At 45.8% G+C, this 16,928-nt stretch carries 22 protein-coding genes; 7 read left to right on the plus strand and 15 right to left on the minus strand.

All coding sequences use genetic code 11. From position 1 onward, the window contains the following. The 4 genes from HQ49_RS07555 (at position 1) to HQ49_RS07570 (ending at position 3,194) form a co-directional block, all read left to right on the plus strand. Complete coding sequence (locus tag HQ49_RS07555; RefSeq protein WP_036846937.1) at positions 1-942, plus strand: DUF4249 domain-containing protein; 942 nt, start codon at positions 1-3, stop codon at positions 940-942. Between the two features lie 97 nt (positions 943-1,039). Beyond that, positions 1,040-1,513, plus strand: coding sequence for a hypothetical protein (locus HQ49_RS07560; RefSeq protein ID WP_125238623.1), 474 nt, complete (start codon positions 1,040-1,042; stop codon positions 1,511-1,513). Between the two features lie 11 nt (positions 1,514-1,524). After that, positions 1,525-2,802 (plus strand): C10 family peptidase, encoded by a 1,278-nt coding sequence (locus HQ49_RS07565; RefSeq protein WP_080745574.1) that lies wholly within the window; start codon positions 1,525-1,527, stop codon positions 2,800-2,802. Between the two features lie 14 nt (positions 2,803-2,816). Then, on the plus strand, positions 2,817-3,194 hold the full coding sequence (locus HQ49_RS07570) for a BACON domain-containing protein (protein ID WP_039419326.1): 378 nt from the start codon (positions 2,817-2,819) through the stop codon (positions 3,192-3,194). Positions 3,195-3,561: 367 nt separating this feature from the next. Here HQ49_RS07570 and HQ49_RS07575 read toward each other — a convergent pair whose 3' ends face one another. From HQ49_RS07575 to HQ49_RS07625, 11 genes are read right to left on the minus strand one after another with little or no spacing between them, the layout of a single operon-like run. Then, a complete protein-coding gene (locus HQ49_RS07575) occupies positions 3,562-4,005 on the minus strand; it encodes a TraQ conjugal transfer family protein (protein WP_036846929.1) in 444 nt (147 codons plus the stop codon). Between the two features lie 16 nt (positions 4,006-4,021). Beyond that, positions 4,022-4,603, minus strand: coding sequence for a conjugal transfer protein TraO (locus HQ49_RS07580; protein ID WP_036846925.1), 582 nt, complete (start codon positions 4,601-4,603; stop codon positions 4,022-4,024). A gap of 5 nt (positions 4,604-4,608) precedes the next feature. Next, a complete protein-coding gene (traN, locus tag HQ49_RS11865) occupies positions 4,609-5,547 on the minus strand; it encodes a conjugative transposon protein TraN (protein ID WP_036846923.1) in 939 nt (312 codons plus the stop codon). Positions 5,548-5,577: 30 nt separating this feature from the next. Then, on the minus strand, positions 5,578-6,816 hold the full coding sequence (traM, locus tag HQ49_RS11870; protein ID WP_039419328.1) for a conjugative transposon protein TraM: 1,239 nt from the start codon (positions 6,814-6,816) through the stop codon (positions 5,578-5,580). Continuing rightward, the gene (locus tag HQ49_RS07595; protein WP_036889389.1) at positions 6,809-7,102 is read right to left on the minus strand and encodes a hypothetical protein; all 294 of its coding nucleotides are present in this window, start codon (positions 7,100-7,102) and stop codon (positions 6,809-6,811) included. Before HQ49_RS07595 ends, traM begins: the two co-directional genes overlap by 8 nt. Positions 7,103-7,106: 4 nt before the next feature. Continuing rightward, positions 7,107-7,730 carry a conjugative transposon protein TraK gene (gene traK / locus HQ49_RS07600; RefSeq protein ID WP_039419329.1) on the minus strand — a complete coding sequence of 208 codons (624 nt, stop codon included), beginning with the start codon at positions 7,728-7,730 and terminating at the stop codon, positions 7,107-7,109. Between the two features lie 24 nt (positions 7,731-7,754). Then, entirely contained in the window at positions 7,755-8,798 is a 1,044-nt protein-coding gene (gene traJ / locus HQ49_RS07605; RefSeq protein WP_036846915.1) for a conjugative transposon protein TraJ, read from the minus strand. Between the two features lie 3 nt (positions 8,799-8,801). Continuing rightward, positions 8,802-9,431 carry a DUF4141 domain-containing protein gene (locus HQ49_RS07610; protein WP_036844577.1) on the minus strand — a complete coding sequence of 210 codons (630 nt, stop codon included), beginning with the start codon at positions 9,429-9,431 and terminating at the stop codon, positions 8,802-8,804. A 22-nt stretch (positions 9,432-9,453) separates the two neighbouring features. Continuing rightward, complete coding sequence (locus tag HQ49_RS07615; RefSeq protein WP_036846913.1) at positions 9,454-11,958, minus strand: TraG family conjugative transposon ATPase; 2,505 nt, start codon at positions 11,956-11,958, stop codon at positions 9,454-9,456. Further along, the gene (locus HQ49_RS07620; RefSeq protein WP_036846907.1) at positions 11,955-12,287 is read right to left on the minus strand and encodes a DUF4133 domain-containing protein; all 333 of its coding nucleotides are present in this window, start codon (positions 12,285-12,287) and stop codon (positions 11,955-11,957) included. The genes HQ49_RS07615 and HQ49_RS07620 overlap by 4 nt, the downstream gene beginning before the upstream one ends. Continuing rightward, the gene (locus HQ49_RS07625; RefSeq protein WP_018964948.1) at positions 12,287-12,589 is read right to left on the minus strand and encodes a DUF4134 domain-containing protein; all 303 of its coding nucleotides are present in this window, start codon (positions 12,587-12,589) and stop codon (positions 12,287-12,289) included. Before HQ49_RS07625 ends, HQ49_RS07620 begins: the two co-directional genes overlap by 1 nt. 25 nt (positions 12,590-12,614) lie before the next feature. On the opposite strand from HQ49_RS07625, the gene HQ49_RS11700 reads away from it, so the two are divergent. Beyond that, a complete protein-coding gene (locus HQ49_RS11700; RefSeq protein WP_160224189.1) occupies positions 12,615-12,755 on the plus strand; it encodes a hypothetical protein in 141 nt (46 codons plus the stop codon). Here HQ49_RS11700 and HQ49_RS07630 read toward each other — a convergent pair. The 4 genes from HQ49_RS07630 to HQ49_RS07645 all read right to left on the minus strand — a co-directional run bounded on the left by HQ49_RS07630 (position 12,738) and on the right by HQ49_RS07645 (position 15,264). Continuing rightward, positions 12,738-13,463 (minus strand): hypothetical protein, encoded by a 726-nt coding sequence (locus tag HQ49_RS07630; RefSeq protein ID WP_052073462.1) that lies wholly within the window; start codon positions 13,461-13,463, stop codon positions 12,738-12,740. The two genes, HQ49_RS11700 and HQ49_RS07630, sit on opposite strands and share 18 nt — an antisense overlap. After that, positions 13,463-13,924: a DUF3408 domain-containing protein gene (locus HQ49_RS07635; RefSeq protein WP_036846904.1), complete on the minus strand. Its 462-nt coding sequence runs from the start codon at positions 13,922-13,924 to the stop codon at positions 13,463-13,465. Before HQ49_RS07635 ends, HQ49_RS07630 begins: the two co-directional genes overlap by 1 nt. Before the next feature lie 3 nt (positions 13,925-13,927). Next, the gene (locus tag HQ49_RS07640) at positions 13,928-14,713 is read right to left on the minus strand and encodes a ParA family protein (protein ID WP_039419334.1); all 786 of its coding nucleotides are present in this window, start codon (positions 14,711-14,713) and stop codon (positions 13,928-13,930) included. A 347-nt stretch (positions 14,714-15,060) separates the two neighbouring features. Continuing rightward, positions 15,061-15,264, minus strand: a complete 204-nt coding sequence (locus HQ49_RS07645) for a hypothetical protein (protein ID WP_018964952.1) — start codon at positions 15,262-15,264, stop codon at positions 15,061-15,063. Here HQ49_RS07645 and HQ49_RS07650 point away from each other — a divergent pair. Both HQ49_RS07650 and mobB read left to right on the plus strand, forming a co-directional pair. Further along, positions 15,263-15,643, plus strand: coding sequence for a plasmid mobilization protein (locus HQ49_RS07650; protein WP_036846899.1), 381 nt, complete (start codon positions 15,263-15,265; stop codon positions 15,641-15,643). The two genes, HQ49_RS07645 and HQ49_RS07650, sit on opposite strands and share 2 nt — an antisense overlap. Further along, positions 15,640-16,923, plus strand: coding sequence for a conjugal transfer protein MobB (mobB, locus tag HQ49_RS07655; RefSeq protein WP_036846896.1), 1,284 nt, complete (start codon positions 15,640-15,642; stop codon positions 16,921-16,923). The genes HQ49_RS07650 and mobB overlap by 4 nt, the downstream gene beginning before the upstream one ends. Positions 16,924-16,928: the final 5 nt, after the last annotated feature.

Below are 16,928 nucleotides of genomic sequence, written 5' to 3' on the forward strand. Positions count from 1 at the left end.
ATGAGACGATTGGCTTTTATTATTCCTATTTTTCTCCTTTGGGGGCTCACAGGCTGTAGGAGGGAAGGAGACTTTAAAGGAGTCTTTCCATCACCCAAGTTGGTTGTCAATTCTATTATAAATAGTGACTCTACAAAATTTTGTATTGAAGTATCTTCCAGTCTATTTGCTCTCAATGAACAACCTTTTCACATCGCACCAGATTTAAGGATAAATAAATCTGGACATAATATACCACTCCAAAAGCGAGCGATGTCCTCCTCTAGGGGGGAGGAATTTCAATATGTGGGAGAAATGAACCCTTTAAACTCAGGAGATAAAATTGTTCTTTTTTGTTCTTCCGATGGATACCCTCAAGTTCAAGCAGAGGAGATTATTCCTAGTCTTCCTACTATTGTGTCTGTAAGGGGGCTATGGAAACTCAATAAAGGAGAGGGAAAAGATCAAGTTGATGTCCGACTAACAATAAGAGACTCAGAGAGGGAGAAGAATTTTTATAGAATAATAGTCAGAACTAAGTTACAATTTCCTCACCAGCCTGAGGAAGTTTTTTCAGTTCGAGATATTCTCATTGGCTCGGATCCCGTTTTGTCCATACAAGGCGATTTATTGAAAGGCACTGGATATCCGCCTTATGTTATTTTTTCAGATGAATTGATAGACGGGCAACAATATGAACTCCATTTCGCTTATGAGGATGACTGTTATGAGAAGTACAAGGGGTCTCCGATGTACGTTCCTGGAACAAAGTATGAAGCTCAGGTAGAGCTACAAGCATTGTCTAAGTCTCTCTACCTATATATGCATTCCCTATTACTTAATCGTAATAATGATGCATTCTCTGAGCCTGTAAAAGTGTACTCAAATATAGTTGACGGATACGGTATTTTGGGGATATTTTCGCCTATAAAGAAAGAGATTGAAGTCAACTTACCCCAATAATTTATATCGTATGAGAATTTTAAGGACATCAATGCTATTAATATTGGTCTTAATAGAAAGTTGTATAATGATCCCGTCAAATAAGCAGATAAAAAATATGGATAATTGTAATTTTTACTTTGAAAATCATATAGATATCTACTTTGTAAAGGGAAATAAGGTCGTGCCCTTACAAAACTTAGAAGTGGATTTATTTCAAAAAAAAAGGTGGGGAAGGTATGTTAAGATTCATCACTCTAGTACCTCATCTGCACCCCGAGGCTATATATCATTTGAGAGTGACAACTCCCTAAGAGTTTTTTTCCCTTTACCTAAGAAGACAAGAAAACAAGAATTTCAAAGTTCGGATATTTTCATAAGTATTAATGGCGGAAGAAAAAATAAAATGACAATGATATTTAATTCTACAAGAAATAACAAAGTAATCCCCTCTGAGAATAACGGAGAACAATTGTTTCTAAGAAAGGAGGTTAAATTAAACAATTCTGTTACAATTTGGAGAGTATCAGACAGTATTCAAGAACCTGTCTCTTTGGTATTACTTGAAAATGGTAATTTATTAAAATATTAATTTGATCAGTTATGAAAAAATTATCTAATCTGCTATTAGTTTTAATGGCAACTTTTGCTTTTGTTGCATGTAATAAGCATGAGGATTTAATCCCAATTCAACCCGAAACTCAAGAGCATCAAACAAGTGAGAGTGCTACTTCCACGCTTCGCTCCATTACTCAAGATCAAGCGTCAGATTTTGCACAAAAAGTGTACAATGCAATTAAACAATCAAAACGTCCAGGAAAAAAGGATTTGAATAGCTCCAGTGAGGTCTTTGCTCCGATGGCAGAAGCAACGGTGGCGAGTGTTCTCCCTATTTCAAAAAATGGTACAAATGTGATTTACATCGTTAACTTTGGAGTATCCAATGGATACATGGTAATTTCGGCTGATAAAGCAACGAAATGGGCGATGCTAGCATTTAGTGATACTGGAAGTATCGATAATCTTCAGCAATTAAATGAAAATAATCCATTTAAGCTCTGGCTTGATCAAAAGAGTCAAGAAACTTATGAGAGACTTCAACAACCAATCCCAATATCTAAACGCTCTCTTGAGTTTTGGAATGCTTTAGGACGTAATGCTGAGAAAGATACTGAAATTGATATTGAGTTTGTAGGAGAAGACGAATTTAGAGTTAACTCGGAAGGGCTGAGAGGAACCCATAAAGACTCCAAAGGGCTACCTTACATTGGTGTTTATTCCTTTATAAGTGATTGTGTTTGGGGACAAGGACAGGGATATAATGCTGATGCCAAAGTACCCAATGCTTTAGCAGGATGTCCTGCTGTAGCTATTGGAATATTATGTCGCACAATCCACTTCCCCAATAAGTACCCATACTCAGAAATGCCAATTAAAGTGGAAACGGCATCTTCAAACCCAGTATCAAGAATGCTCCGCGATATTGCGGATCATATACCTAACTATAAATGGGGAGTAAATGTCAGTGGAGCAACAGCACCTAATATCCTTACGGGTCTAAGAGCTCTCGGTTTCTCTAATGCGACATATGCGAGTTATGACTTTGATAGGGCATATGACCAAATTAAGAGAAGTCACCCAGTGTTACTTGCCGGGTTTGATTCAAGAGGAGGACATATTTGGATCTCTGATGGCTACTGGGAACAACGCTGGAAAGTCACCAAAAAGTTCCTTTGGTGGGTTGTTGATACATGGTATGAGTACTCCGATATGTTGTATATGAATTGGGGTTGGAACGGAAGTGGTAATGGGTGGATCGATCAAGAATCATGGCCTCATTTCGGCAATTCTCGAATAATGTTCTACAATCTACATCAATAATCTGTCATCTATACATGAATAAAAATGGACTGGTAATTTTATTTTGTCTAATGGCTATTTCTATTGTTTCTTGCAAAAAGACAGAGATCGGATTCCTAAAAGTCGATGTATCTGAAGTTATTTTAACCTCCTCTTCGTCTAATCAAAGTTTTAAGGTGGAGTCAAATGAAGCCTGGGAAATAGATGGAGAAAATAGAGAGCTCCTAATTGGAGGGAATGCTGCGACTTTTGGCTGGGTTTTGGTCTCTCCATTTAGGGGGAATTCCTCAAAAGAAGTAACCCTGCAACTTGCGGACACTGAAAAGCCAACAAACAGAGAACAAATTACCTTAAAAATAATCGGTAATTCAGGAATGCGTACGATAACCGTTCGGTATCGAAAAGAGCAGTAACTAATAGCAGACTGCTTTGATGACTTTATCAGAGGTTGTGGTAAGGTTTGCCCATACCGCAACCTCTAATTTATTTATGCTTGATGATGGGGAGGTGCCTCTTGAGACAGAAGTATATTTCTTTCTTTTCATTGAGTAAAAACACTCGAGGATATACATAAACAACCGCAGGCCAATTTGTCTGTACTGTATTTATCGAGGATTTGTTGAAGACTCTTTTTTCTATTGGACATCGAAGGCAAATAAAAAGCACCTTTAGTCATAGCACATTACCCGCCATATCAAAAAATAAAATCCTCTAATCGAAGGCATTGTGTACCCACCTTAAACTGGGCTGACATTTTTCACAATATCTTTGCTTATCATTTCATCGGTCACTCTTTTTCTCCTTATGGTTAAAGTTTAGTTTGATCGTTCTACTTTGACCATGGTTATCTTCAAAGACCAGTTCCAGTTGGTGTCTTTCAGCTCCTTGAGAAGTGTAGTAAAGTCTGAAATCTCCTTCTTTAATGGGGTATCTGTCATTGGGAACTAAAGCCTTTCCGCCTCTTCCAATACGGAGAAAACCCTTTCCTTCATATTGGAAATAGCGAAGTGTATACGTTGTCTGATCAAATTGTCTGAAAGGTTTGAGCGTTGTACGCACTTCGATTGTTTCCCCCTCCTCCAGGCTCATAGGAAAGGGCATTGTGTGAACCTCAAAAGGGAAAACGTTCTGAACATCCAAGTCTCTGTTGCAAGAAGACAGAAGAATCATACTCAGAGATAGTACACCGAACATTCTGATTGCACTTAAAATCGTCGTTTTCATTGTTATCTTTATTCATTTAGAGATTAAACCTGAGACCTGCAGATAGAGCTGGACGAAAAAGGGAAAGATCCGAGCCAGAGAGCACACGCCCTTGTCCTTTGAAAAGGAGGAGGACGTTGTCCGTTAGGAATAGTTCGAATGATAGATGCATCGCCCCACCATAAACGAATCGAGAGCGGTCAAGAAGCGTTGCCCCATCGGGCAGGAGCGATTGCCCTTCGTTAAGTTCCTCGTAGCCCCCGAGGGCAGAGATACCGAGGTAGGCAAAGATATTCTTACCTCTATCGGAGAGGATAGGTTGCATATAGCCCACTTGCAGCAGCATATCACGCATCGGTATTTGATAGGTACGATATGGCAGGCTCTGCTCCTCGTACTCTGCCGAGAGAAAGGCATAGTTCTCTCGCTTGAGATACTTCGTGAGGGATACACCCACCCCAAACTGCCCTTTACTAAAGAGCTTCTCGCTCTTGATGAGTGGCACAGATGCCAGCACCTCAATTCCCTTTTGCTTCGGGATAAGGCGCTGTGCCTGCAAAGGCAAGGCAAAAGCCATTGCCAACGCTACACAGACTGACAGAAATAGGTTCTTTTTCATAGGGCTTACCATTTGAGTTTGAGATTATCAATCTTTCGGGCAAGCAAGAGGTCTTCCTGCTCAAGGTAGAAAGAGAGGGTGCGACCGCCATTGCGTTCGTAGAGGGTCACTTCGAGCTGCTTGTCTTCAGAGAGAGCTAACTGCTCAAGGGCAAAGACAGTACGTTCGCTGTCCTCGGCACGCACCTGCATCACCTGATGGTAGGCACGCAAGGGCTGCAATACTCGCTCTTGAATGGCAGTACGCTTCGCTACCTTCTTATCTACAACCTTAAAGGTGATGAAGTCTACGGAGTATGGCATATTTGTTTCATTGTCGATACGAGTATGCAGGTAAAGTAGCCCATTGTGTGCGTATAGCCCACGAAGCAGGAACTTAATGCCGAACAGCTGCACCCCGATGTGCTTAATCGTTCGCTTGTTGTTCTGATGAATAGTCTTCATTATCAGTTTGACAAGGATAGGCGACTCGTTGCCCAGCTCCTTAAAGTAGATGTCGGCACGATTGCTCGGAAGTCGCCCGTCTGTAGCGGACAAAAAATCCTTCATCTCTATGCTGAGTTTTTCGGGTTCGTCGGCATACTTCACATTGAAGGCATAGTAAGATCCGTCCTCACAGATGACACTCATATTGGTTTCGGTCTCAAAGTCACGCACGGCAGCCTTGACACGCAAAACGTTCTCGGCATCTTCCGCCTTACCAGCAATGAGGTTGTTGCTCCCGAGGTCTACGTAGCGAATCGGTGCAGGGAAGATAAGGTGTGAGGTCTTCTCGAAAGTAACCTCAAGCCCATAAGGTAGGACGACACGCCCCGAGGGGATCGCTTTGGTCATTCCTTGATAGAGGTCACCCGAATTGAGAGGGCGATACCCTTCATTGTTTTGGGCAAAGGTTGTTGTGATGCCTGCCACAAGCATAAGGGCAGATAGAAACATTCTTTTCATTGTCTTATTGGTTTATTCTGTTTGTAATTGCTACTTGGTCTGTACTAAGAATAGGCGATACCCTCCTTTGAGGGTTACCTTAATGGTGCGGAGCTTCTTTTGTAGGAGCTGGCTTGCTCCCTGCATCACGCCACGAGCTGCCTCGGAGATGATTTGGTCTTTGGCAGAGCTAGCAAAGGTGAAGGATGTTCCCATTGAGCCACCGATGTTTGCTCCCATCTCTTTGAGGGCGGACACGTTCTCAGAGCCAGGGATGTAAATCCCCTCCTGTCCGTCTGTGTCGTAGGCAGAGAGCTTGACGGGGGTAATCTGTCCGCCCACCTCAATGCTCTTAATGAGCAGCTGCATACGGTTGCCCTCAATCTTCGCTTGGGCGATGAGTTTACCCCCTCGAGGGATACGCAAGTCTTTGATGCGTGCCATTTCCAGCAGACGAAGAGCGACATACTCGCCCTCTTGCAGCGTCGTTGTGCGGTCGACGACGACACGCAGGGTGTTACGCTGTAGAGCGGTTGCTCCCTTGTTAATCGAATGAAAGCCAAGGTGTCGCTCCTTCGTGCCGTACTCTTGTATAAAGGCGGAGTCGCTCATAGGCTGACTGAGAGAGGAGACAATTGGCTTACGCTCAGTCAAGACCGTCATCACGGGCTCCGGAGAAGTCGTTGTCATATGAGCTTCAGCAACAGGTCGCTCTGTCGCTCCGGCATTGGCATTGCCGAGGGGAGCCGTTCCCTTGGGAAGATACTTCGATGCCATCTGATAGCTCTTCTCCATAAGAGCAAGCTGTTTCTCCTCCTCGTCTTTTTCCCCCTCATCTCGCTGAGCCAACTCCTCTTTGAGGGCTTCAATCTCCGCATGCAAGGCTTCACGTTCCTCTTGGTATGGATCGTGATCGTAAAAGGAACTTACCAGTCGGTTGTTCTCCTCGTAACGTTGGAGCGAGCCCTCGATCTTCGTGGAAGATGTCTGTCGCTGAACTTCATCCTCAGACAAAGTAGCTGCTTCGGCGAAATAGTCGGATAGTTTTCCTATCTCAGCTTGAGTTTGCTCTTCTTGGGCAGACTGATCGCCCAGTTCATAGGCTTTGAGTTTGTTATCTGTAAGTTGTTCGACCGTGGCTTGGGGAATATCTTTGTTAAGTCCCTCCTGTTCTTTGGTCTTATCCTTGTCCGAAGGAGCAAAGATGAACCACATCGAGAGGGCACAAAGGAGTCCAAGCCCACCGAAGACCAAGCCTTTTTTCAGTTGTTCTTTCTGTTTTTTATCCATAATGTTCAATCATTTGTTGAGAGATTTTAGTCAGACGACTTCCGATGCTATCTACAGAGTTTGTAGGTATCGGAGCATCGATGTATTGATTCGTGGGGATGGGCAGTGCCTCTTCCCGATGAGGGAGGAAGAACTGTACTATCATCGCCAGCGAACAAAATAGGTAGGCGGCACTAATGCCATAGACCAAACGTTTGCGAGCCTTTGGACTGAGCCTATCGCACTGCTCCCTCAACCGGTAGTGCAGACGTAAGTAGTGGCGGTAGAATGAAAAGCGAGTGGACATAGGCTTAGCGTTTATAGGTTTGTAGATCTCGGTTTTCACGCACAAGAAAATGCTCCATTAAGAAGCCCTGTGGATTGTTATCCGATCGGACGGAGTTCTGAAGCGTGCAAGTTGTAATGAGACTACGCTCCGTAACGTTACTCTGACGCAGGATGAGCTGGCGAGCATAGGTTGTTACCTCATAGGGGTAGCTCTCAAAGTTGCAATGTATCGAGTCGATCTCTATCCGCTGATTGACATTGCCCGATATGGCTCGGTTGTAGTAGCCCTTTTCTGCCAAGTCTTTGTAATAGTTGAATGCGGACTTGTCACAGAGCAGAAAGGCTCGCTCCATATTCCCTTCGATAGCGGCCTTGTCGGGTGCAATCGTAAAGAAGAGTTCGTGAAAGCGTCTGACGTGCTCACGTGCCTCAACGGGGCGATTCATTGCGGCATCCTGACTGAGTGCCAGGATGAGCGACTTGCCTTCATCCAAAACATAGATCTTCTCCCTCTGTTGAGAGGCAAAAGAGTAGGAGGCATGGAGCGCATAACTGCAGACTGCTACGCAGAGCAGTACAAAAAGCAGGGCATAAAGCCGTATCTGCTTGAATGAGGTTTCGATATTGGTGAGTGATTTGAATTCCATAAAAATGCTGTTTGTTCTTCTTTATTAGTTTCCTTTTCCTCTCAGTAGAGCTCCTTTGATACGACCTCCGATGTTACCGATAGAAGCACCTGCCCCTGCAGCAGCGGCTTTTCCTCCGAGATAAGCTCCCTGAGCTCCTCGTTGAGCCGTCTGATTCACATTACGTCCATAAGAACCGATACCTCCTCCTGCTTCGATGATCCATCCCGAAACGGTCGGAACAGAGAAGTAGCCGATGATACCGATAAGGAAAAAGACCATATAGTACCAACTGCCCACTTCAGGAATGTAGTTGGGGTCACTTAACAGGGCGATGTCTTTCTGAATCATCAAGATTTGAATCTTTGTCAGAAGGGCTGTCAAGATGGAGCTGACAGGTAGCCAGAGATAGACTGAGATGTAGCGTGAAAACCATGCAGTCAGTGACCCCGAAAGACCATCCCACACGGCAATGCCGAAAACAACCGGACCGAGGATGGAGAGAACAATCAAGATGAAAGTGCGGAGTGTGTCGATGACAAGACCGGCAGCATGAAAGATAAGCTCCAAAAGGTCTTGCACCTTTTTCATGAACCATCGCTTGGTTTGGTAGGCAGCACGTTCTGCATACATTCCTGCAATAGTTACGGCATCTTCGGGGCCGATAATCCCCATCTCTTCTATCTTTTGGTCGAACTTCTCATTCGAGACGAGATAAGCGGTTTCGGGATTACGCAGGTAGGCCTCCTCCTGCAGTTTGTTACGTTCTGCAGTCAGTTTGTCAAGTGTTCCCTCCTGCTTGTGTATCATCTGTTCTGTGCCTTTCACCACGGGAGAGAGAACTGCATTCATCGTACCAAGTACCACCGTAGGGAAAAACATGATACAGAAGCCCAAAACAAAGGGGCGAAGCAAAGGATAGACATCTATCGGCTCGGCTCTTGCCAGTGACGACCAAACACGTATGGCAATGTAAAACAGAGCTCCCAAGCCCGCTATCCCCTTGGCAATACCTGTCATCTCCGAGGCCAAGGGCATCATCTCCTGATAGGTGGAACGAAGCAGTTCGTGTAAACTTGAAAAATCCATGGCTTACCAGTAACGTATGTCTGAACTTCCATATAGGGATCGTACCTGCTCAAGCTCTCCCTTTTGTCGTGCTCTCACATAGCTTACGGAGATATTCTTTCGAGTGTAGTACGATACCAAAGAGCGATACTCTCGAACGGTGTTATAGATGCGGTCTATCATTTGCATCCGCTCGCTGTCGTTCATGGAGAAGACATTGCTCTTAGCAACGGATTTCAACTCCTTCAGACTCTCTCCGCTCAGTTCCAGAAGTTTGCTGTAGCCCGAAGCCATGGCAGCCAGCTCGGTAGGACGAAAATTCGTATCACTGAGCATCTTTTTATAGGAGGAGACATAAATCTCTGAAATGTCTCCCACCATTAGGATGGTCTCCTTCACTTTGTAGGCATCGCCGATGAGGTTATTCACCTTTTTGAGAGCATCGTAATATTTCTTGGTGTCGTTGTAGAGTTTTTCTACCTCCTTGAAACCGTTCAAGGTGTTCTTGACGGTCTTGGAGGCTGTGGCAATCTCTTTGACCGTATTGGCAATGTTGCCCGCAAAGTTCATAGGATCACTTACGACCCACTGAGCATGGGCTTGCGTAGTAAAGAGGCTCAATCCAAGGAGAGCCATAAGGATGTACTTTTTCATGGGTTACTGTTGTTTAAGGGTTTTACTTCTGTCGTTTCTCCATAGCCAAGCGACGGATAGCTGTTTCGATGTCTCCGCCTAACTCTTCCGAGAGGCGCATCACTTCGAGCTTTTCGGTCTCTTCGGTCGTGTAGGTGAGGTACTCTTCAAGCGACACCTCTGTCGCATAAACCGCACTCTGCATACCGCCCAAGCCTATCCATACTTCCTTATAGAGGCGATTCGGGTCGTTGTTCTGATTGATGGAGAGGATTTGGTTCTTCTCCTTCTCCGATAAGCCGAGCATCGCCTGTATGCCGTCGAACTTGGTCATATACTTGCGCTGGTCGAGCAGGATCTTGCAGTCGGAATTGTTGATGATACTCTCCTTGACGATGGGCGACTGAATGATGTCGTCCACCTCCTGCGTGACGACAATCGCCTCACCAAAGAACTTTCGGACGGTCTTATACAAATACTTGATGTAGTCCGCCATATTGGCCGAAGCAATCGCTTTCCATGCCTCCTCAATGAGGATCATCTTGCGAATGCCTTTCAATCGACGCATCTTGTTGATGAAAGCCTCCATAATGATGATGGTCACCACAGGAAAGAGGTCTTTATTATCCTTCACCGCATCAATCTCAAAGACGATGAAGCGTTTACTTAGGAGGTCGATGTTCTTATCCGAGTTCAGCAAAAAGGCGTAGCGACCGCCTCGGTAGTACTGCTTGAGGGTCGTTAAGAGGTTGTTGATGTTGAAGTCGGAGAGGGTAACCTCAATCTCTCGCTTACCCATATCCTCTCGGTACACATCACGCAGATACTCGTAGAAGGTATTGAAGCAGGGAGTAATGCTTCTATTCGAACGAATGAGTTCGATATAGGCATTGACAGCCGAACCAAGCTCCCCCGCCTCGGTCTTGGTAATCTGTTCCTCCGCACTCTTCCAAAGAGTCAAAAGCAGGGTGCAGATACTCTCTCGTTTCTCTACATCAAAGAGGTAATCATCTGTATAGAAGGGATTGAAAGAGATGGGATTCTCATCCGTATAGGTGAAGTAGACCCCATCTTCGCCCTTCGTCTTACCATGGATAAGTTCGCACAAACCTTGATAGGAGTTACCCGTATCGACAAGCAGGACGTGTGCTCCCTGCTCGTAGTACTGGCGTACCATGTGATTTGTAAAGAAACTTTTGCCACTCCCCGACGGACCAAGAATGAACTTATTGCGGTTGGTGATGATACCTTTTTTCATCGGCAGATCAGAAATGTCCAAGTGTATGGGCTTACCCGATAGGCGGTCTGCCATCTTGATGCCAAAGGGAGAAAGTGAGTTCTTGTAGTTTGTCTCGGCTGTGAAGAAGCAGAGCGCAGGCTCGATGAAAGTATAGAAACTCTCTTCCGAGGGGAAGTCGGCAGCATTGCCGGGAATGCCTGCCCAGTAGAGCGTAGCCACATCAATGGTGTTGTGTCGGGGCTTGCACTCCATAAGAGCCAAGGCACTCCCCACATCGTTCTTGATCTGTCGCAGTTCCTCGCTGTCACTACTCCATGCCAGTACATTGAAGTGGGCACGGATGGAGCAAAGACCTTGAGAATGGGCGACATTGAGGTACTCTTGCAGCCACTCCTCGTTAATCTGGTTGCTACGGCTGTAGCGAGCCAAGGAGTGCATATTCCTTGCCTGCTTCTCGAAGCGTTGCAGGTTGGCATCGCTATCCTCAATGAAGAGGTATTGGTTGTAGATGTGATTACATGGAAGCATCAGCCCTACGGGCGAAGCAAAGGAGAGGCGGCAGTCACTGCGGTCGGTGGATAGTCGTTCGTAACGGCTATCCGTGCTGACAGTCGTTGGCAGGTCGTCCGTGTCGCTGAGAGTGTGCAAGCAAAGCCTATTGTCGCCCACACGTACAAGGTCGGCACCCAATCGGATGTCCTCCAGCGAAGCATGATGCTCATCGGAAAGAGAGAAATAACGGTCAAGTAAACCGCTTTTCTCCTTTGTCCCCACAAGCTCCTCTTCCGTCATACGCTCTAAACGAATGAGCATCGTGTCGTTGATGATACGCTCGAACTGGTCTACCGCCTCCATGAACTTGATGACGGCTTCTTTGTCCTCTATCTCCTTCGGCACAAGATGACCACGACAGAGGGCAGAGAAATTGCTCTGCTGAGCCATACGCTTCTTATTGCTTTTGGTAAGGAAGAGATAGACTGAGTGGTGCAGATAAGGACGCTCATTAAAGTGTCGCTCCGAGAAGCGGGCGAGGAAGCTCAATCCACTCTCTGCGAGCTTGCCCCGGTATTCCTCTGTGATGAACCAATCCTGCTTATGCACAATGCTAAAGTTAGGTAGCACTTTTATCGCCTTGTGCCAAGCTGAGTGCATCGCCTCGTATTCGGCAGAAGTCACCGTGAAGAGTTCGGGCAGTTCTACCCGAAAAGCAACGGTGATGTCGGCTTCCTTGCTTACGATGCACCCCTGCTCAATCGATAGTAGGGGAAACTTCGCTTCCAGAGTGCTCATCTTACTGCTGTTTCTCATCTGGTCGTTTGTGATTTGAGGTTACGAAACAGGTGGTAGACGGTACGGCGGTTCGACAGATACCGTGGGTGCGAGCGTACTGCTCCGAGTTTCATCAGCCCGTGCTCACCATACTTGCGGTTCATAGCGAATGTTTGCCACACCACCAGCGTGGCACCCAATACGCCTATGCCAAGGCAAACGAGCTGACTAATGCCCAAGAGATACAGCACGACCACGACAATGAAAGTTCCCAGAAGCCCTCCCGCAAAGAGAAAGAGGTACTGAGCTTTCAAGCCCTTGAACTCCACTGTGCGTCCTACACCTTTATTGATTTCCCAAGATGCCATTAGAGGAAGAAACTTCTAAGGATGGTGGCAGCCACGATAAGGAAGATACATGCCCCAAACCAAGAGGCTGCTGTCTTGCTTGTATCAGGGTCTCCCGAGCTGAACTTATTGTATACTTTGATTCCCCCAATCAAGCCGACCACGGCTCCAACGGCATAAATCAATTTGGTACCAGGATCGAAATAGCTTGTCACCATTTTAGTGGCTTCGTTGATACCGGCCATACCGTTCCCCTGTGCATAAGCTCCTGCAGTTGCTGTGGCGATGAGGAGCAACATCAATGCGATTTTCTTTCTGTTCATGTTATTGGATTTATTGTTATTGATTATGAATAGGTTATTCTCTGTTGTGTGGGGAGGTCAGGATGGGGAGCACCTCTGTAGTTCGTTTTCATGGTACTACTTGCGTGTAGCCTTCATGTGCTACCCCATCCATTACTCCGCTTGTGTTTTAGAGGTAATAGTCTAAGGTTCTTTCGTTGTCTCCTTGAGGCTCTTGTCTTGGGAGGTGTTCAGTTTTTACTACATCACTTTGTATTTGAGCTTCCTCTGCACGATGCATGGCTTCCAAGAACTTGGTATGCTTTGATTCTTGTGCCTTGAGGTTTTCTTTGTACTTCTCAATCAAGTCAGTGCCTTGCACTTTACTGAGGGTTGCCTGAACTTCTGCTTCATCCTCTTCATCAAGGGTGTCGTCATGTTTGCTCCAGCGTCCCATGCGTACAAGGTCACGGGCAAGAATTGCCGATGGAGAGACATCCGGAGTCGGATCGGGAGTGAGTAGCAGTTCCTCTCTCAAGACCTCATCCTCATCGACGGTTTCCATGGTATAAGCGACATGGAGTTCGTTCTCTGCCTCACTAATCGTGGGCACTTCTTCAGTTTTCTCTTGCTGCTCCGACACCTCGGACTCCGCAAAGTTATTGGCATTTTCAAGTGCTTTTTCGGAGGAGGAAGTTTTGGGAACTTTAGGGAAATCCGAGGGACTAAGCCCCTTGCTTTTCCCCACCAGAACGTGAAGTTTCTCCTCCCTGTTCTGCTCCTGCTTAGGAGCTGCTTGCTCTTGCTCCTGCTTACCCATTCGAGAGAATTTGGAGCAGTAAGTATAGAGAATGAGGAGTAGCACCCAAATGATAACCAAGAGAAGCAGGACATTCAATAGTATCGTTTGCATCATTACAAGTCTAAATTGATGGTTGGATTGCGTTTGTACTGTGCCGCTGTTTTATTAAGCATCGCCTGATGTTCTTTGAGATGCTCCAAGAGGATGTTCTCTATATAAGCTGTAAGTGTCGCTTTGGAGCGGACATCACGAAGAATATCTCGGAGAGTCTGAAGAATCTCCCCATGGATGGTGAAACCAGATTTCCCTATACCATCACGAGAGGGGGCAAAGAAGCGTTTTTGGTATTCTTGAAAAGAGCATCCGCTCTCCTTGTTGCCCTTAGATCTTGTCATCGTAGGTATAGCATCCTCCGATGTTTCCTCTGTCGGTATCGGAGCTCCTTGTGACTCTAACTCCACAGGTTGGTCAAAAAAGGGAGACTCCTCTGCACTACGCTTCGTAACCCCGATATCGCCCATCTCTTGGAGTTTGGCACTCAATATCTTTTGTCGTTTTTCTTGGATGGAAGGCATGATTTATTCACGGATAAGGTGAAAACGTTGGAGAACCTCCTCTACCCATTCATCTACCCCCGTGGATGGACGAAGTGCAGGTACGGGTGGTAAATAAGAACTGCGAAAAACGCCTTTGACGCCTCCCTGACCTAATTCTCGAGAAAACTTCACCGAATGGTAGATACGGGTATCAAAGAGGTTGATCTCCTCCTCTTGGGCATATTTCGTATAGTGGTCGACAACCACAGGACTGGCACTGCGATTGATTTTATTCCAAAGAAGCAGGAGGTCTCGAATGCGTGCGTCTTCAAAACTGAGACCCAAGTCCCGAACGGTTTGAGCATAGGCAAAACCGGATACCAGGGACTGAGGATCGGCTTCTATGGGGGAGATAATATAATCCATCTCTATGGAGAGCTGTAAAAGGGCTTCTGTACCGGCATGCCCCGGAAAGTCAAAGATGACCAACCGTTCCTTTCGTTCCGAGCTTTCCAGATACTTTTGGATATCTTTCAATGCCGCATCAGGGGTGGAACGTAAAATGGGATAAGCCGGATGCCCAAACTTGGTAAAATGGACTTTGAGCTGTTCGCTCAGCTCCTTGGAAGCTTGAATGAGATTGCGTTCTCGCTCTCGAAGTTTATAGAACGATTCCTGCGTACCGTCACAATCGACCACTACGAGAGGGAGATGCTTCTCATAGTAAAGTATGGAGGCAAGGATTTCGGCAAGAGAGCTCTTGCCGACACCGCCTTTTTGTGAGGCGAAGCCCAAATAAATGGGAGCTTGCATAGGGAGTGTTTTCATGTCAGATAACTGTTTACGGAAATGACTGATTCTTGGATTTAGTGACCGACCGATGCTCTGAGGTTGATTCGTTAGTGAATAGATAACTCAGTCTAAACTAAGCGACTGAAATCTTGATTAACTGACGGATTCAATAACTGCTCTACATCGTGACTTTCCTACTTTTGAACCGACTTACAAACGGAGGTCGGTTGGTCTATTCTGAGTTAGGTCGGTCAGTCGGTTCTGACCTAAATCCACTGCAAAATAAGTTGGTAAATCAGTCGCTTTCAACCCCTCGGGAAGCATCGGGAAATAGCAGGATATTCTCGGAATATCCCTTATGATGAAACTGTTACAACAAGCCTCTAACTTTGCAGAGGAATAGAAAATGGAGAACTATCTCCATCGAAGTAGCCCCCGAAGAGGGTGGATGCTTCATCAGCATCATCTCTTGATACCGGCAAGGTGTGTCTTTGTCCGACAAACTCCGTTTCTGCCGACAAAGCTCCCTTGCCTCGGTGCGAGGAGAAAATGACTCCAAAGTCGTCATTAACCAACAATACAGCCATGAATGAAAAGATAGAACGTTGGGATAGGTGGGATACTCGCCTACCCAATCCCAAAGACCAACAAAAGGTCATTGCCCTCTTCCTCAAATCGGGAGCAGAAACAAAGTCAGACTTCGTGCGTGCCCGTCTTTTGGGAGAGAGTTTTAAGGTCATTACCGTAGACAAATCAGCCGTGGAATACTATCGTAAACTCTCCGAACTCACGGCACAAGTTCATAAAATCGGCATCCTCTACAATCAAGTTGTGAAGGCAATCAACAGCTACCACTCGGTGAAAACAGCTCAACTTTTGCTACAAAAGTTAGAGCAATATGCTTCACAGATTATTGCCCTACAAGAGCAGGCAATAGCCCTTACTATAGACTACCGCAAGCGATGATTGCGAAGATTTCCGGCACAGCAAACCTCGGAGGAGCACTCGGCTACAACTTCAAAAAAGTGGAGGCTAAGGAGGCGACAATACTCTTGGCTCAGGGGTTGTATCAGAACACCAACGATAAGTACACAATGAGTGAAGTTCTTGCCGATATGCAAGCACTTATCCCCAAAAAATGCAGGACGAAGAATGTGGTCTTTCACTGCTCTCTCAATCCACATCCCGATGAGAAACTATCGGATGATATTCTTGCTCGGATAGCCCAAGAGTACATGCAGGCACTCGGCTATGGCAAGCAGCCCTATATCATCTTTAAGCATAACGACATTGCACGCGAACATATTCATATCGTATCACTACGCATAGATGGAAAGGGGCGCAAACTGAATGACCAATTTGAGAAGAGACGAAGTAAGAAGATAACCGATGCTTTGGAGCACAAGTATGGCTTGATTCCGAGTACAACTCAAAGAAAAGACCAGATAGCAACGATTCAAGGTGTGAAACAGGGGAAAGGAAATATAAGGGAACAGATCGCCTCTGTTGCCCGCTCCGTCATTTCTCACTACCATTTCTGCTCTTTGGGAGAATTCAATGCAATTCTTACCAAGTATAAGCTTGCCGTAGAGGAGGTGAAAACGGAGTATAGAGGAAAGAGATACAACGGACTGGTCTATGTCCCGACAGATGGTAAGGGGAATAAGATCGGTACACCTATCCATGCCTCAGAAATTGGACGAGGGGTAGGCTATTCTGCTGTTCAACACAAGATACAGCAATCCAAACAGAACATTAAACCGCTTATGGCGAACATACGACAAAGGGTCTTACAGGTGATGAGAACTTCTCCCCGAACAGAGGAGGAGCTACATCGTAGACTGGAGGATGAAGGGCTACGAGCAGTTATCAGGAAGAACAATAATGGTCGTATCTACGGTATCACTTTCATTGACGATAAGTCAGGTGCGGCTCTCAATGGCTCTCGATTAGGAAAGGGCTATGGAGCCAATCAATTTGAGGCCTATTTCTCTGACTTGACGCATAACCACTTCTTAAACGAAGAGCTTTATGCCCAAACAGCTCCCTCAGAACAAGTCAACAAGCAACTTACACAGAACCTGCTAATACAAGAAAAAGCGGGCGATAATCTCATTGATGAGGTTCTTGAAGAGTTGGTAGGCGACACATCTCTACCAATTGGCAACGACGATTGGAAAGAGGCGGCTTGGCAACGCAAACTTCGCAGACAAAACAAGATCAGACTAAAGCGAAGAAAGCGGTAAACGAA

Source organism: Porphyromonas gulae, assembly GCF_000765945.1.
Lineage (GTDB): Bacteria > Bacteroidota > Bacteroidia > Bacteroidales > Porphyromonadaceae > Porphyromonas > Porphyromonas gulae.